We start from the raw sequence: 15116 nt of genomic DNA on the forward strand, positions 1-15116 counted from the left end.
TCTCACTTACAACTTAAAAGTTAGAAGGAAGAGCTATTCAAGCTCTTTCAATCTCTTTTCAACTACACTCCATATCTCTGGATACTTTTCCCTTATTGCTTTTTCCAAAAGCTTGCTTGCTTCGTTTGAGATGCTGAATTCGGGAATAGTTTTCCTCAGATATCTAAGCACTGCCGCAGCTTCGGGAGACCACAAGGTAATCCTTGGATTTTTTAAAGCCTCCTGCAAACTTCTTTCGAGTGCTTCCCCATTTATCTCCTCCTTTTGGGGAGTCTCTAATTTGGGCATCGGCTCGGAGATTATTGCTTCCAGTCCCCTTCCAAGGGCTTTTTTCTTCTTCATACACCATCAACCTCCTCGGCGAGCTTCATATATGCCTTAGCACCTCTGCTGTCAGGCGCATATAGAAAAATCGGCTTTCCATGGGAAGGCGCTTCAGCCAGCTTTACGTTTCTTGGGATCATAGTTCTGAACACCTTTTCTCCAAATATTCTCTTTACTTCTTCCCTGACTTCCTTGGATAAATTGGTTCTTTTATCGAACATAGTGATTAAGAACCCTCTAATCTCGAGGGGAATACCCAATCTTTCCCTAACAAGTTTTATCGCCTTTAGCAGGAGACCGATTCCCTCTAGAGCATAGTATTCTGCCTGAATCGGTATTATCACTTCATCGCTGGCGACAAGGGAGTTCATCGTTAAAATGCCGAGGGAGGGAGGGGTGTCTATTATGACGTAGTCGTAATCATCCTTAATTTTAGCAAGTTTGTTTCTTAGGATGTACTCCCTCCCTATTTGGCTGCTGAGCTCAATTTCAGCACCGCTTAGTGCAATGTTGCTTGGGATTAAATAAAGGCCTTCTATTTCAGTGGGGATTATTGCATCTTCAGTGTCCACCTTGTCTAAGATCACGTTGTAGATAGTTGGAGTAGCATCTCTAAACCCAAGTCCGACTGTCGTTGCTCCTTGAGGATCCATATCAACGAGAAGAACTCTTTTTCCTTTGAGTGCCAATGCAGCTGAAAGGTTTATTGCAGTGGTGCTCTTTCCTACTCCACCTTTTTGATTTGCAATACTTATCACCGGCATGCCATTATCTACGAGCTTGGAAGTTATAAATCTTGGCAGTTATAAGATATAAGTTATAACTTAGAAGTTAGATGAACCGAAAGAATAATAACCTTCCTTAACGTACAGCATTAATGCGCTGATGTACTAAGAAGGTGATTAAATGGTCCAGTTCAACTATAAACGCATTTTCCTGCTCGGATTTGGGTTCTTTGGAATAAGTATAATATGGTCTCTGTACAATGCATACATCCCGATCTTCCTTCAAGACACATTTAGGATGAGCAGGACTGTTACTGGTTTCGTCATGACCATCGATAACCTCTTTGCGGTACTGCTGTTGCCTTTCCTCGGTGCTTTGAGCGATAAAACAAGAACAAGGATCGGCAGAAGAAAGCCCTACATCCTACTTGGAGCTCCTTCAGCAGCGTTGCTCTTTGCACTTATTCCGGTGGCAAGGAGGTATGAGAACCTTGCACTCTTCATGGGTACGATAGTCTTCATGAACTTCTTCATGGCACTTTTCCGTTCTCCTGTAATAGCCTTCATGCCAGACATAACTCCAAGTGAAAAGAGAAGCCAAGCAAATGGAATCATAAACTTTATGGGAGGCATTGGAGCGCTTTTGGCTTACTTTGGTGGGAAGCTTCTCTATGACATAAACTACGCCTACCCGTTCTTTGCAGGAGCGGCAATAATGCTCATTGCCAACCTCCTTGTGGTCTTCTTTGTACCGGAGCCCGAAGAATACCGCATCCCGGGAGAGAAGATAGACCTCAAGAAGCTCATAAAGGAGACCTCAAAGAAAAGCTTTGGTGAACTCAAAGAGAACCTCAAGGACGTATTTGCAAGTAAAGAAAAGAGCCTCCTATTCATTCTGCTCTCGATATTCCTTTGGTTCATTGCCTTTAACTCAGTAGAGACGTTCTTCACGAGCTATGCCAAGTACCATCTTGGGATTGAAGAAAGCACTGGAGCGTTCATGATGGGCGTTGTTTCCCTCAGCTTCATGCTCTTTGCAATTCCAGCTGGATTCATCGGAGGAAGGATAGGAAGAAAGAAAACAATAACCATGGGCTTAGTGCTTACAACAGCTGTAATGATATTGGCTTATCTTCTGGGAGAGGCTTCAAAACCTCAGAGCAGCGCTCTTACAGACCCCGTGGTGCTTAAATTTATGGTGCTCTTCTTCTTTGGCGGCATTGGCTGGGCGATGATAAACGTTAACTCCCTCCCAATGGTCGTCGACATGACTACGGAAGAGAAGCTTGGAGGTTACACCGGGTTATATTATTTCTTCAGCCAAGCGGCAAACCTTGTAGCTCCGCCTTTAGCAGGTGCATTTTTAGATGTCATTGGTTACAGTACTCTGCTGCCCTTTGCAGCAATTTTCTTCATATTAGCCACTATAACGGTTCAATTCGTTAAAAGAGGAGACATAAAAGGAAAAGTTAGCGATGTTTATGAGCTGATACCAGATATGGACTGAGGTGATGAGAATGGAGAGGAAAAAGTTTAGCTGGGGTGTTGTAATAGGATTGGCACTGTTGGGCTTCAGCAGAAGCACAGGATGGGCATTAAACAAGGGGCTCTCCTTCCCCTTACTTTCCAGCTATACAGAATCAGCCTTCATTAAAGGCACGATATTAGCCCTCGAAGGATTCATTGGGATTCTAATCCCACCTCTGCTTGGCTATTACAGCGATACCCTTAGATCAAAACACGGGAGGAGAAGGCCTTTCATAATGATAGGAGGTCTTCTTGCTGGCATTGCGGTGTTAATGATCTATACAAGCTATGCCCTTGGAGTTCCTCTGGCAGGATTTGCGCTTACATTGGCAGTATTTTACTTCTCCATGCACATCTACACAGCTCAATTCAGAGCTTTAATGCCAGACACCATAGAGAGTGGAGAGCGAGGAAAAGCCAGTGGAGTCATAACCTTATTTGAATGGGCAGGCAATCTCTTCCTTTTTGGACTAGCCGGGTTTTTGATAGCAAAAGCAGTGGCAGAAACGGGCGAAAGTGAGAGCATAAAGGCTCTAGCTCAAACCCCTTACCTTAAGATACCTTTCATTGTAACATCACTGTTCCTCATAGGGGCTGCTTTGTTCGTTTACTTCGTAGTTAGAGAGCCAAAGGCACCTGAAATCATGGAAGATGAAAGCCTGGTGAACTACCTCAAGAGCATCGTTACGAACAGGGATTTCCTTAAATTCTATGCTGCCCAGACTCTTTGGTGGATGAGCTTTGAGTTTGTGGCTATATTCCTCTATGGGATACTTGCTTTTATCCTCCACGGAAGTGCAAGTGAAGAAAACGTAAAAGCCGTTACTTCACTCGGCCTTTATTTAATGGCACTGTTCAATGTGACTGTCTTGCTTGGAGCTCTGCCCGGAGGTTTAATTTATGACAAAATCGGAAGGAGATTGAGCATCATAGTGGGTGGGATTGTATTTGCCCTACCCCAGCTGTGGGGATGGTTCATAAAAACCCAAACTCAAATAGTGATAGCACTCGCACTTGCTGGACTTGGCTGGGGAATACTGATGGTGGCATCATATCCCGTTATCGGAGATTTGCTGACCCAGTATGAAAAGGAGGCCTTCACCGGAAGATATTATGGGTTCTTTGAAGCAACACGCTCTTTGCCAGTACTGCTAGCGGGAACAATAGGTGGAGCTATCGTTGATCTAGCGGGAGGAAACTATAGGGTTTTATTCCCAATAGGAGCTATCATGGTGCTGGTTGCAATGCCAATGATATGGAGCATGAAAAACTTGAGGTGGGCAAGAAATGATCCTGGAAATAATTCTCCTTGCCTTGATTTTGTTTTTTGCTTTTATCTTTGTAGTGGCTTATAAGATGGTCACTCCTCCCAGAGAGATCAAGAACTGGACGCCTAAGGACGCTGAGATTGAGTACGAAGAGGTAACAATACCGACTTCCGACGGACTCAAGCTCAAAGGATGGTGGATAGATAGAGGAAGCGAAGAGACTATAATTCCCCTCCATGGTTACACCTCAAGCAGGTGGGGCTTTTACATAATTCCAATGATAGAAACCCTCGCAAAAAGCGGCTATAACGTTCTGGCCTTTGACTTCAGAGCCCACGGAGAAAGTGAAGGCAAATACACTACCGTAGGAGACAAAGAGCTTATAGACCTTATCTCCGCAATTGACTGGCTTAAAAAAGAGAAACCCAGCAGCGCCAAGCGCATTGGTTTAATAGGCTACTCCATGGGGGCTATGGTGGCTATTAGGGCTCTTGCAGAAGATGAAAGAGTCTGCTGTGCCGTTGCTGACAGCCCCCCTATGTATCTTGACAAGACAGGAGCCAGAAGCCTGAAGTACTTCGCAAACCTGCCCGAATGGCTTTACTACTTTGTGAAGCCCATATCAAAGATTATCACCGGTGCTAAGGAGGTAAACCCAATAGGATATGCCGACAGAGTCAAGAAGCCCCTCCTTTTGATAGCGGGCAAAAAAGATCCAATAGTCAAGGTCGAAGAAATTAAAGAGTTTTACGAAAGGAACAAGAAGATAAACCCGGATGTTGAGCTTTGGATCACTGAAGCGGCACACGTAAGGACGATTCAGCTTATGCCTGAGGAGTATAAGGAAAAGGTTTTGCAGTTTTTTGAGAAATACCTCTGATTTCTTTTTTCACTCCCAGTGAAAACAATGCTTAAGTATTTCACTCTTTTAAGATAATTTGGGGTGAGAAAATGAGAGTCAAGGTAGGAATCAACGGTTACGGGACTATAGGAAAGAGGGTTGCTTACGCAGTTTCAAAACAAGATGATATGGAGCTAATAGGAGTTACAAAGACGAAGCCAGACTTTGAGGCTTATCGTGCTAAAGAGCTCGGAATACCTGTCTATGCAGCATCCAGTGAATTTTTACCTAGATTCGAAAAGGCTGGATTCGAGGTAGCGGGCACTTTTGAGGATCTGCTCGAAAAAGTAGACGTAATTGTAGATGCCACACCCGGAGGAATGGGTGAGAAAAACAAAGCCCTCTACGAGAAAGCGGGGGTTAAGGCGATATTTCAAGGGGGAGAGAAAGCGGAGGTTGCGGAGGTTTCCTTCGTTGCACAGGCAAACTATGAAAAGGCTTTGGGCAAAAATTATGTTAGAGTTGTCTCTTGCAACACCACAGGCTTAACGAGAACCCTCAACGCAATAAAGGACTACATCAACTACGTCTACGCCGTGATGATTAGAAGGGCTGCGGATCCAAATGATGTCAAGAGAGGTCCCATTAATGCCATAAAGCCCACGGTAGAGGTTCCATCCCATCACGGACCGGATGTTCAGACGGTTATCCCAATAAACATCGAGACAATGGCATTTGTTGTGCCAACCACATTAATGCACGTCCACAGCGTAATGGTAGAGCTCAAAAAGCCTCTTACAAGGGAAGACGTCATCGACATCTTCGAAAACACCACGAGAGTTCTGCTCTTTGAGAAGGAAAGAGGTTTTGACAGCACAGCCCAGCTGATAGAGTTTGCAAGGGATCTGCACAGGGAGTGGAACAACCTCTACGAGATAGCGGTGTGGAAGGAGAGCATAAGCGTGAAGGGCAACAGGCTATTCTACATTCAAGCGGTGCATCAAGAAAGCGACGTCGTTCCAGAAAACGTTGATGCAATAAGAGCAATGTTTGAGCTCGCAGATAAATGGGAGAGCATCAAAAAGACCAACAAGAGCCTTGGGATTTTGAAGTGAAGCCAAAGCTTTTATAACCTTTTACAGATCTTTTCTCATGGAACCTGAAGAATATCTAATTGCTCTGGGTTTGGTTTTAATTATTGCTTTCTTTCTCTACCCTAGCGAAACTCTCTCTGGAACTTTTTGTGAGGGCAGCTTTGGAAAACTAGGAAGTTATGAGGTAAGCGTCCAGAATGGGTTTTTGAAAGTTTACCAAAAGGGAGAAGAGATATTCACCGCAAGGGGAGAACAAGTTTTTGTTAGAAAAGCGAACATAGATTACCTCATCTCAGATGGGTGCTACTCGGTCAGCGTAAGTGAGAAACCTGAAGAAGCCCTCTACCTCTTTGTTGTTGGAGTCATTCTAATTGGGATAGCTTTTTATTACATTGCCTTTTTGCGCTACCGTTAAATCCCAAGTTTTTCCTTCACTTCTTCTGCAGTGAGCCCTTTAACTAGCAAATCTTTCTCCCTACTTGTCTCTCCCCTCAAAAGGACAACCTCCGTCCCAAGCAGCTTTGAGAAGAACTTCACTACTTCCTTATTTGCCTTTCCCTCCACAGGGGGAGCTTTTACCTTGACCTTCAGCCTTTTTCGCCATTCATCTACGCCTTCAATTTCGGTTTTCTTCGCATTTGGTTGCACATATATCTGGATTATCACTCCTTCTTTGGCGTTTTTTATCATTACAATCACCGTAAAGTATTTGGGAAGAGAAAGATATTTAAAGGTGAGGGGGCTCAATGAGGGTGCTGGTAATTTTTCTTGTTATGCTACTTTTTCTTCCCTTAGCAAGTGCAGCTCAGCTGACATTTGTTGGGGATGAGAGCCTAAAAGAACTCCCTGGCTCTGGAACTCCAGGTGATCCATACCTTCTTGGAAATCTCTTCATAAATGCCACCAATGACACCGCTATTTTAATCAAAAACACCAGCGCATTCCTTTTAATAAAAAATGTGAGCATAGTGGGAGAGAACAAGCGTCCGGGAATAATTCTTGAGAATGTAAAAAACGTCAGGATTGAGAATATCAGAATAGTTAGATGCAGCTATGGAATAAAAATCATCAACTCCGAGAACATTACGATCGCCAATAGCACATTCAAGGGAAATCTGTACTGTTATTGGAAAAGCAAATTTGCTGGGGATGCTGATTGTAAAGGTGGAGCAATTTTTGCTGACTATTCAAGAAACCTGCACATAATAAATAACTCCTTTGTCCCCCATTCCTACCTCTTTTCAAACATATACGGAGTGTATCTGATAATGGTCAAGAACTCCACGATTTATGGCAATAGATTCGTAAGCTCCGTCAAGTGCTTTCCATCAGCAGCATTTGGTGGGTACTGTAAAGGAGCAGCGGTTTATCTAGATCGCTCCAGCGGCAACGAGATAATTAGAAATACAATTTACCTTCCTTCAAGTGGTGGTATGGAGTATGCGGCAGAAGTGTATGGTCTCTATATCTGGGGACAGAAAAATAGAATATTTCTCAATGATTTCTATGGGTTAGAGGCATTTACAAGTGAAGACGAAGCCAGGCGAGGAGTGGGTTTTCTTTACGTTCATATTTCTCCATTTGTTAAGATGGAACAATCCAGTGAGGCTCCTGCGGTATTTAATTCTCCAAAAGTCATTTATAGGTTTGGTAACGAGACTTTTGAAGGATTTTTGGGCAACTACTGGGATTCTTATAGTGGATCCGATGAAAATGGTGATGGTGTTATAGAGCAACCTTTCAAAGTCGATAAGTATCCATTGATTTTTCCTTCGGAAAACTATGAAATTGTGGGACCAGTGAAAGAAGGATTAAACACTACCACAAGCTCAACATGGTCTTCTCTGGTGTTGAACACTTCATCTCCTTCTGCTCCATCCCCACAAGAAGAAGAGAATCTCACCTACGTAAGCTTACTGGTAGCTATAGGACTAGTCTTGATCATCCTTTGGAGAAGAAAGTGAATACCGCCACACAACATCCGGAGGGAACAAGCCTTTTTCGAATTTTTCTATGATCTCTCTCGCTTTTGAATATGCGAAGTCAAACGTTTCTTTGTCTATAAGCTCATAGAGAAGTGCCATCTCAAGCTCGTCCTCGTCAAGAAGGAAGATCTCCCCATTGGGGAAAATGAAAATATCCAAGAACAAATCCAGCATCTCCAAGGTGTTGCCCTCTCGCTTTGTATAAGATAGGATATCGACGTATAACCCCTTAAAGTTGCCTTCCTTATCGTAAACCTTCAGTATATCATAGTTCTCGCCAATAAAGGCAAAATATATCATGGTGTATCCGTTCTCTATAACTTTAACGCCGTTTACAAAAAGCGGAGTTAGCATTCCTTCAAACTTAGATTTCGCAACGATTATATCTCCTAAGTCCGCAATAAGCTCATCATCCCTCTCAAGAATTCTGTTTGGAATGCGCTTGTAGAGGAGGTGGATTTTGTTAGCCATAATAACTCACGAGGTTTCATTTTATAAGAGAAAAAAGGATTGGAATCAGCTTCCAAAAATCATCTCCTTCAGCTTCTCTGGAAGCTCCTCTATCTTCACCCTTATCTGCTCCCTCGTGTCCCTGTCCCTTATCGTTACGGTGTTGTCTTCAGGCGTCTGGTTATCCACTGTTACACAGTAAGGCGTTCCTATCTCGTCGTACCTTGCATATCTCCTTCCAATGGTGTCCTTCTCGTCATAGACAACTATGAACCCCTCTTTTTGCAGGGTTCTGAAGATGTCATAGGCTATGCTCGTTAGGGGCTCCTTGGCCACGAGGGGCAAAACGGCAACTTCTATCGGTGCCATGTCCTTCTTTATCTTGAGATAAACTCTTCCGTCTTCGTCCATAGCCAAGGAGTTCTCAAGGAGCAGGTAAAACGGTCTATCGATACCAAAGCTCGGCTCTAAGACGTGGGGCACTATCTTTTCGCCGGTTATCTTTTCTTCAACCTCTTTGATGAGGAAGTCGTCTTTTTCAAGTTCATAGCCGTCAATGATAACCTTTCCAATCCGCTCAAGCCCTTCCACTATTTTCTTGAGCTCTTCCTGGCTCATCTCCTGGAGCTTCTGGTCAATCCTTTTTGCATCTTTCTTAAGTTTAGGCCCAACTTTTTTCATATTGAGGGAAACCTTAAGCTTTTTAACTATCTTGGGTTCTTTGTAGTGGATCATAACTGTTAAATCTGCCCCGCTTTCTTTTATGTGTCTGCTTAGATCGTAGTCTCCCCTGTAGGCTATACCAACGCACTCAATCCATCCAAACCTTTCGCTGTGAATCTCCACATCCCATGTGTCGCTTGAGTAGTGCGCCCTCTCCTCTGGCAACTGCTGTCTGAACCTGATTTTATCCTCGGGAATGCCTATGTCGAGGAGAATTCTCTTTACCATGCCCATGTAATAGGCAAAGAATGTGTTCATCACGTAGCCCTTCTTCACAGCCTCTTCAAGGGTAACTTCGATCATGCCTAGGTCTTTAAGCTGGTGTTCTATTGGATAAAGCCTGACGATCTCGTCTTTAACTTCATCAAAGTGCGGATGCTCGGTCTCATTGGGATTGAAGAAAATCTCGACCTCCGCCTGAGTAAACTCTCTGAGTCTCAACATCCCCTGTCTTGGGGAAATCTCGTTTCTATAGGCTTTTCCTATCTGAAAGACCCCGAATGGTAGTTGGTTTCTTGCAAAGTTGTTCAACCTCTTGAAGTTCACGAATATTCCCTGGGCAGTTTCGGGCCTCAGATAACCCTTCTTATCCTTGTAAGGTCCGATGTAAGTTTCAAACATCAAGTTAAAGTACCACACATCGCTGAGCTCTCCGCCACATTCGGGGCACTTTATACCGTGCTCCCTTATGAGCTGTGTCAGGTGTTTTGCACTGAGCCCCTCTGTATCTATGCCAAGGGATTCTTCAACCAAATGGTCGGCTCTAAACCTTGAGCCACACTTTTTACACTCGGTTAACGGGTCAACGAACTTCTCCACGTGACCAGAGGCGATAAAAACCTCCTCCGGCGTGATATCGGGAGTTTCAATTTCAAAGAAGCCCTCCCTTATAAAGGCTTCTCTGATTTTCTTCTCGATTTTTCTTTTTATTGTAGCTCCCAAGGGACCGTAATCATAAAAACCTCTCGCTCCACCATAGATTTCAAAACTACCCCACGCAAAGCCCCTTCTTCTCATTAGGTCTTGAAGAACTTCATACTTATCCATGAACACCACCTTAGTGCATGAAGGCAAAGCACCTAAAAAAGTTTTGCTTCAGAGGTTTGGATTTTTGTTAATTGCTACTACCAAACTACTGTTGCATAAGCGTTACGGCTAATCTTTTTGTTCCTAAATCTTTAAGAACTATTAAACAGTAAATATGAGAAGGTGGCTCGTCATGAGGGAAGTTATTAGAAGAGTTTGGGAGTCAATACTATTTGGAGAGAACGTACTTATCGAACACGACTCATCAACACCTCCTCATATAGGATTTGCTCACTTGTTAAATCTTGTTAAATTGGGCATACAAAAAAGATTATGGTGTGGTTGTTGTGGACATTCTCGATACGCTCTACCTGTATAAGAGCCAGATGGAACTCCAAGGGCTAAACTCTGGCTTACTAGACAATGTTAGAGTTATCAAAATTGGGGGACGGTTGCACGTGGGGAATGTTATTACAAGACTTTCTTTTGGAGAGCCTGTTGTTCGGGAAAAGGAAGCATTTGGCATTGTTAAGTCAATTCTAGATGTGGGGGATAAAATAGTAAGCCTAGTTTTGGGATTTGATAAACTTTTCTTTGTAATAAATTCAAGAACAGAAGCATTGTCTATTGTGAATATCGTTCTGGGGTATACTGGAAATCCCAAGGGAATTGGCTACTACTTCATTAATACTGAGCTGTTAGAGAAGAATACTCCCAATATCCTCCCGCTCCTAGAGGAAGTTGCAACTACTGTCGTTGAGATAAGAAAGAAGGGTAAAAGTTTCTTTCTTAATGTCAAAAAATCAATCAACAGCGAAATTGATGGAGTGGAGGTGAAACTGTAAAACTTAGAAAGATAGTGGTGGACCGGGCGGGATTTGAACCCGCGGCCTACGGCTTGCGAAGCCGTCGCTCTCCCAGGCTGAGCTACCGGCCCATCCCGATTTTTATCTTTAGAGTCAACTTAAAAAGTTTTCCATGCATTAAAACTTCTCGAGCGTTATATCCTTTACTTTTTTCTTTTCTTCATCAAAATCTATTGTGGCATAGTGTCCCCTCGACAGAGGACCTGGATTTACAATTATGGTTTTTCCGATCTCGTCTATTCCAATTGCCTCATGTATATGACCGCATATAACCAGTGGAGGCTGCTTTTCCTCAATGAATTTTCTCAGCGACTTGCTTCCGGCATGTGTTCCCACAAAGGTTTTGTCAACCTTGGTGTTTTTAGGCGGAACGTGAGAAAGCACTATATCGCCATCTTGGTAATTTTTGGTCAGAATTTCCCAAATCTCCTCTTCGCTGAACTCCCATATTGTCGAGAAAGGCGTTATGTTTGAGCCTCCTATTCCAACAATGCCGACACCATTAAACTCCACCCTTTTGTCGTGAAGGCTGATGTGGAGTTCTTCAAGCAGTTCAAGAACATCCCTCCCATCACAGTTCCCCATAACTGCATAGAAGGGCTTTCCAAAGTTAATAAATTCCTTCAGGATATTATAAGCTGCTTCTCTACCCCTGAAATGGGTTATATCACCGGCTATTAGAATAAGGTCAGGCTCTTGTTCCTTGCTGTGTTCTAAAAGCTCTTTAACCTTGTTTCCTCTCCCGTGAATGTCCGTTACCGCTATTATTCTCATCTCACCACCCTTACAAAATACATGAGAGAGCTTAAATGCTTGATGGTTAAATTTAAAACTTGAAAACCAATTCATAAAACGTATGAGCGGATGGAAAGAAACCTTAAAAGAGGAGGGGCTTCTTGAGGTGGGAGATTTCATAATTGAAGTAAGCATAGATTCTGAATGCCCGTGCAAGGATGGCACCCTTTACCCGGCAGTTCTGATATACGACCTCAAAAACGAGGAAATTTATTACCTTGATGAACCCTTTGAACCTGTAAGCAACTTTAAGGAAGCCCTTGAGCAGGTTTTTGAGTGGATTGAGAGATATAAACATGGAGAGCTGCCGAGAATGAAGAGAAGCCCCAAGAAAGATGCTCCCAAAGAGGTAGTGCAGAGATTTTTGGAGGTTATAAAATCACTCGAGTAGGGCAAAAACTTTAAGTTCTTTTTTCAATGCTCCTTGGAGGTGTGAGATTTGGATCCAAGAAAGTCCGTTCTTAAGGAGTCATCAACCGAGGGAATCGAGGAAATTCCTGTCATCGGTCCATGGCTTGAGGACGTGAGCAGTTTAGAGGAAGTCATTGATTATTACGAAAGAATAGGCTTTCAAGCAACACATTTGGGAAAAGCTATCAAAATCTGGAAGAAAGTGGAGAAAAAGAGAAAAAACGGGGAAGAAGTTAGAGTTTTCCTTGGCTACACATCCAACATAGTTTCTTCTGGCCTGAGGGAGGTTATAGCTTATCTTGTGAAGCATAAGAAGGTTGATGTAATTGTAACCACCGCTGGAGGAGTGGAGGAGGATTTCATAAAAGCCCTGAAACCCTTTATCCTTGGAGACTGGAACGTCAACGATGCCGAGATGAGACAGAAGGGAATAAACAGAATTGGCAACATTTTTGTGCCCAATGACCGTTATATAGAGTTCGAGAAGTACATGATTCCGTTCTTTGAGAGGCTCCTGGAGATTGAAAGGGAAGAGAAGAGACCTTTAACCGCGAGTGAGGTTATCTACGAGCTCGGCAGATATATGGACGAAAAGCTGGGCAAAGAAAAGGAAAAGAGCATCCTTTACTGGGCATACAAGAACAACATTCCGATCTTCTGTCCTGCTTTGACCGATGGTTCCTTTGGGGATATGCTTTACTTCTTCAAAGAGGAGAGAGGCGACAGAGAGCTTATAATAGATGTAGCCAACGACATAGTGAAGCTCAACAACCTCGCCATTACCGCAAAGGAGACCGCATCAATAATTCTGGGTGGGGCTTATCCAAAGCACGCCATAATCAACGCAAACCTCTTTAGGGGCGGAACAGATTACGCAATCTACATAACCACCGCAATTCCGTGGGACGGCTCTTTAAGCGGAGCTCCCCCAAGTGAAGGCGTGAGCTGGGGCAAGATAAAGGCAAAGGCAGATTACGTGGAGATATGGGCAGATGCCACGCTAGTCTTTCCAATCCTTGTGTGGATGGTTATGAAGAGCTAACTCTCTTCAATTTTTTCATATGTATTAACGAGCTTGATAACAATCTCATAGAGTTCATCTATCCTTTTAAGTCCTTCTTTAACAATTTCAAGATTTAAATGATCATAACGATGAACTATTGCGTTTCTAAGCCCATTATACTTTTTCAGAAGCTGAGCTTCTTCATCCGTGAGAACCTCCTCCTTTCTGAGTCTTTCGATGTTTGTATAATCGTCTTCTACCACTATGCCCATATCCCGGGTGAGCATTGCCACGATATCCATGGCTATTTCCACACATATCTGAAGAGAATATAGGAGAGCCCGTTTAGTAACTTCATCTTTCATCTCGTGGGATTTTATAAACTCATATTCCTCCTCAAGTCTTTCAAGCTTTTCTAAGTATCTTCGCCTTCTCATGGAATCTCCTCCTGAGTAGGACTTTTTCCTTAACACTAGAGAACTGGTTCTCCTTTATTCTATGCTCCATATCCATCCAGAGTTTTCTAAATTTATAAAAATACTCTGAAAGCTCAAGTTTATCGCCATAAATAACTCTGTGGTTCTTTATTATCTCTACCTGAATATACAGCGGAAGCTCCTCAAAGACTTTTATGTCATATTTGCCCCCAAGCTTTTCCAGAATTTTTTCGTAAGTCCCTCTCTCTGGTCTAACAAGGCATACATCTATGTCACTTCTCTTTGTACTTTCTCCACTGGCATGAGAACCATAAAGCAAAATGCCCATGCATTTGTTTCTGAAAGGATAAAAATCTTTACGAAGTTCATCAATGAGTTGCATCTCTATCCCACCATATCTTTTGCTGCAAAAGATTAAAAGAATTTCTGCTTGATTATAAAAAAAGAGGATTAATAAAGCGTAACCCAAACCTCTTCTCCCTCTTTATACCCTTCGCTGTCCTCCGGGATTTCGAGGTAAGCATTGCTCTCAACTATTGCGCTCATTATTCCGCTTCCCTTCTTCTTAATCGGTACAGCTTCGCCGTTTTCGTAGTAAACCTTCACGAACTCATATCTGCCGAGGGAAGAGGGGACTTTTTCCTTGAGCTTTGCTTTGACCTTTAGTGGCTTGTAATCAGCTCCGACAAGCTTTGCAAGGGCGTATTTGACGTAGAGGTGGAACTGGGCAAAGACAGCTGCAGGATAGCCGCTCATGACAAAGACCCTCTCTCCATACCCTATCGGCCTTCCCGGTTTGTTCGTACATCCATGGAAGAGCAGATTAACAAACTTGTGAGCATAGTCCTTCTCCCCAAAGGCACTACCTCCGGTTATGAGAACGAGGTCGCATTCTTTTTTAGCTTTCTCGATTGTTTTTCCAATTAGTTCTTCATCATCCGGAAGCACACCATAAAAGACAGGTTTGCCAAAGTACTGCCTTACAAGGGCTTTCACCATTGCGGAGTTGCTTTCCAGGATTTTTCCTTTGTTCAAGGCTTTTTCATCAAACTCTTCTATAAGCTCATCACCTGTAACTATTATCCCGACTCTGGGCTTTCTTTTTACTTTGATAGTTTTAACCCCAAGGCCTTTGAGCATTCCGAGGTCTTGAGGTCTTAGAATACGTCCCTTCTTCAGGACGACCTCTCCCTTCTTCACGTCTTCACTTTTGAAAGCAACGTTTTGTCCGGGCGCAACGGGTCTGAGGACATAGATTTTGTTCCCTTCTCGCTTCACCTTTTCTTGCTCTATGACACCATTGGCTCCCTTTGGCATTTTGTTGCCTGTCATTAGCTTCACAGCTTTTCCATTTGTAACTTCCTTTTCGCTTTCCATCCCTGCTGTTATCTCATCAATAACCTCAAGCTCTACTGGAGCGTACTCTCTCGCCTGAAATGTATCTTCAGCCCTAACGGCATATCCATCAACGGCAGAACGGTCAAAGGGAGGCAAATCTATTGGCGAAACAACGTCCTCAGCGAGCACCCTTCCGAGAGCTTCGTCAAGAGGAAGTTCCTCAGTTTCTTCAATTTCTTTTAAGTCGTTTAGCATCATTTCAAGGGCTTTTCTGTAAGGGGTGAGCTGTTTGAATTCTCTCAT

At 43.3% G+C, this 15116-nt stretch carries 18 protein-coding genes and 1 tRNA gene; 9 read left to right on the plus strand and 10 right to left on the minus strand.

What is annotated here, in order from left to right:
* Window positions 1–33: 33 nt before the first annotated feature.
* Together OCC_RS11160 and OCC_RS11165 are read right to left on the minus strand one after the other, a co-directional pair.
* Window positions 34–342 carry a hypothetical protein gene (locus OCC_RS11160; RefSeq protein WP_004067841.1) on the minus strand — a complete coding sequence of 103 codons (309 nt, stop codon included), beginning with the start codon at window positions 340–342 and terminating at the stop codon, window positions 34–36.
* Window positions 339–1088, minus strand: coding sequence for a ParA family protein (locus OCC_RS11165; protein ID WP_004067847.1), 750 nt, complete (start codon window positions 1086–1088; stop codon window positions 339–341). The genes OCC_RS11160 and OCC_RS11165 overlap by 4 nt, the downstream gene beginning before the upstream one ends.
* Before the next feature lie 142 nt (window positions 1089–1230).
* Here OCC_RS11165 and OCC_RS11170 point away from each other — a divergent pair, with 142 nt between their 5' ends.
* From OCC_RS11170 to OCC_RS11190, 5 genes are all read left to right on the plus strand, one after another.
* Window positions 1231–2556: an SLC45 family MFS transporter gene (locus OCC_RS11170; protein ID WP_004067849.1), complete on the plus strand. Its 1326-nt coding sequence runs from the start codon at window positions 1231–1233 to the stop codon at window positions 2554–2556.
* Window positions 2557–2566: 10 nt separating this feature from the next.
* Window positions 2567–3931 (plus strand): MFS transporter, encoded by a 1365-nt coding sequence (locus OCC_RS11175; protein ID WP_004067850.1) that lies wholly within the window; start codon window positions 2567–2569, stop codon window positions 3929–3931.
* Window positions 3864–4724: an alpha/beta hydrolase gene (locus OCC_RS11180; RefSeq protein ID WP_004067851.1), complete on the plus strand. Its 861-nt coding sequence runs from the start codon at window positions 3864–3866 to the stop codon at window positions 4722–4724. The genes OCC_RS11175 and OCC_RS11180 overlap by 68 nt, the downstream gene beginning before the upstream one ends.
* Before the next feature lie 71 nt (window positions 4725–4795).
* Window positions 4796–5800 carry a phosphorylating glyceraldehyde-3-phosphate dehydrogenase gene (locus tag OCC_RS11185; RefSeq protein WP_004067852.1) on the plus strand — a complete coding sequence of 335 codons (1005 nt, stop codon included), beginning with the start codon at window positions 4796–4798 and terminating at the stop codon, window positions 5798–5800.
* A gap of 37 nt (window positions 5801–5837) precedes the next feature.
* The gene (locus OCC_RS11190) at window positions 5838–6194 is read left to right on the plus strand and encodes a hypothetical protein (RefSeq protein WP_004067853.1); all 357 of its coding nucleotides are present in this window, start codon (window positions 5838–5840) and stop codon (window positions 6192–6194) included.
* Here OCC_RS11190 and OCC_RS11195 read toward each other — a convergent pair.
* Window positions 6191–6469, minus strand: coding sequence for a DUF167 domain-containing protein (locus OCC_RS11195; protein ID WP_004067854.1), 279 nt, complete (start codon window positions 6467–6469; stop codon window positions 6191–6193). The two genes, OCC_RS11190 and OCC_RS11195, sit on opposite strands and share 4 nt — an antisense overlap.
* Window positions 6470–6525: 56 nt before the next feature.
* Between OCC_RS11195 and OCC_RS11200 the strand changes: the two genes are divergently transcribed.
* Window positions 6526–7743, plus strand: coding sequence for a right-handed parallel beta-helix repeat-containing protein (locus tag OCC_RS11200; protein WP_004067855.1), 1218 nt, complete (start codon window positions 6526–6528; stop codon window positions 7741–7743).
* Here the strand turns inward: OCC_RS11200 and OCC_RS11205 are convergent.
* Both OCC_RS11205 and glyS read right to left on the minus strand, forming a co-directional pair.
* On the minus strand, window positions 7711–8235 hold the full coding sequence (locus tag OCC_RS11205; protein WP_004067858.1) for a DUF402 domain-containing protein: 525 nt from the start codon (window positions 8233–8235) through the stop codon (window positions 7711–7713). The two genes, OCC_RS11200 and OCC_RS11205, sit on opposite strands and share 33 nt — an antisense overlap.
* A gap of 45 nt (window positions 8236–8280) precedes the next feature.
* A complete protein-coding gene (gene glyS, locus OCC_RS11210) occupies window positions 8281–9990 on the minus strand; it encodes a glycine--tRNA ligase (RefSeq protein WP_171814854.1) in 1710 nt (569 codons plus the stop codon).
* A 320-nt stretch (window positions 9991–10310) separates the two neighbouring features.
* Here glyS and OCC_RS11215 point away from each other — a divergent pair, with 320 nt between their 5' ends.
* Window positions 10311–10808 carry a DUF257 family protein gene (locus OCC_RS11215; RefSeq protein ID WP_004067862.1) on the plus strand — a complete coding sequence of 166 codons (498 nt, stop codon included), beginning with the start codon at window positions 10311–10313 and terminating at the stop codon, window positions 10806–10808.
* Window positions 10809–10823: 15 nt separating this feature from the next.
* On the opposite strand, the gene OCC_RS11220 is transcribed toward OCC_RS11215, so the two are convergent.
* Together OCC_RS11220 and OCC_RS11225 are read right to left on the minus strand one after the other, a co-directional pair.
* Window positions 10824–10900, minus strand: a tRNA-Ala gene (locus tag OCC_RS11220).
* A gap of 46 nt (window positions 10901–10946) precedes the next feature.
* The gene (locus OCC_RS11225) at window positions 10947–11603 is read right to left on the minus strand and encodes a metallophosphoesterase family protein (protein WP_004067864.1); all 657 of its coding nucleotides are present in this window, start codon (window positions 11601–11603) and stop codon (window positions 10947–10949) included.
* 82 nt (window positions 11604–11685) lie between these two features.
* Between OCC_RS11225 and OCC_RS11230 the strand changes: the two genes are divergently transcribed.
* Window positions 11686–12015, plus strand: a complete 330-nt coding sequence (locus OCC_RS11230; protein WP_004067866.1) for a hypothetical protein — start codon at window positions 11686–11688, stop codon at window positions 12013–12015.
* A gap of 48 nt (window positions 12016–12063) precedes the next feature.
* Complete coding sequence (locus OCC_RS11235; protein WP_004067868.1) at window positions 12064–13077, plus strand: deoxyhypusine synthase; 1014 nt, start codon at window positions 12064–12066, stop codon at window positions 13075–13077.
* Here OCC_RS11235 and hepT read toward each other — a convergent pair.
* From hepT to OCC_RS11250, 3 genes are all read right to left on the minus strand, one after another.
* The gene (gene hepT / locus OCC_RS11240; RefSeq protein ID WP_004067870.1) at window positions 13074–13475 is read right to left on the minus strand and encodes a type VII toxin-antitoxin system HepT family RNase toxin; all 402 of its coding nucleotides are present in this window, start codon (window positions 13473–13475) and stop codon (window positions 13074–13076) included. The genes OCC_RS11235 and hepT overlap by 4 nt on opposite strands.
* Entirely contained in the window at window positions 13444–13857 is a 414-nt protein-coding gene (locus OCC_RS11245) for a nucleotidyltransferase domain-containing protein (RefSeq protein WP_048874722.1), read from the minus strand. The genes hepT and OCC_RS11245 overlap by 32 nt, the downstream gene beginning before the upstream one ends.
* A gap of 68 nt (window positions 13858–13925) precedes the next feature.
* A complete protein-coding gene (locus OCC_RS11250) occupies window positions 13926–15116 on the minus strand; it encodes a molybdopterin molybdotransferase MoeA (RefSeq protein ID WP_004067875.1) in 1191 nt (396 codons plus the stop codon).

The organism is Thermococcus litoralis DSM 5473, assembly GCF_000246985.2.
Lineage (GTDB): Archaea > Methanobacteriota_B > Thermococci > Thermococcales > Thermococcaceae > Thermococcus_A > Thermococcus_A litoralis.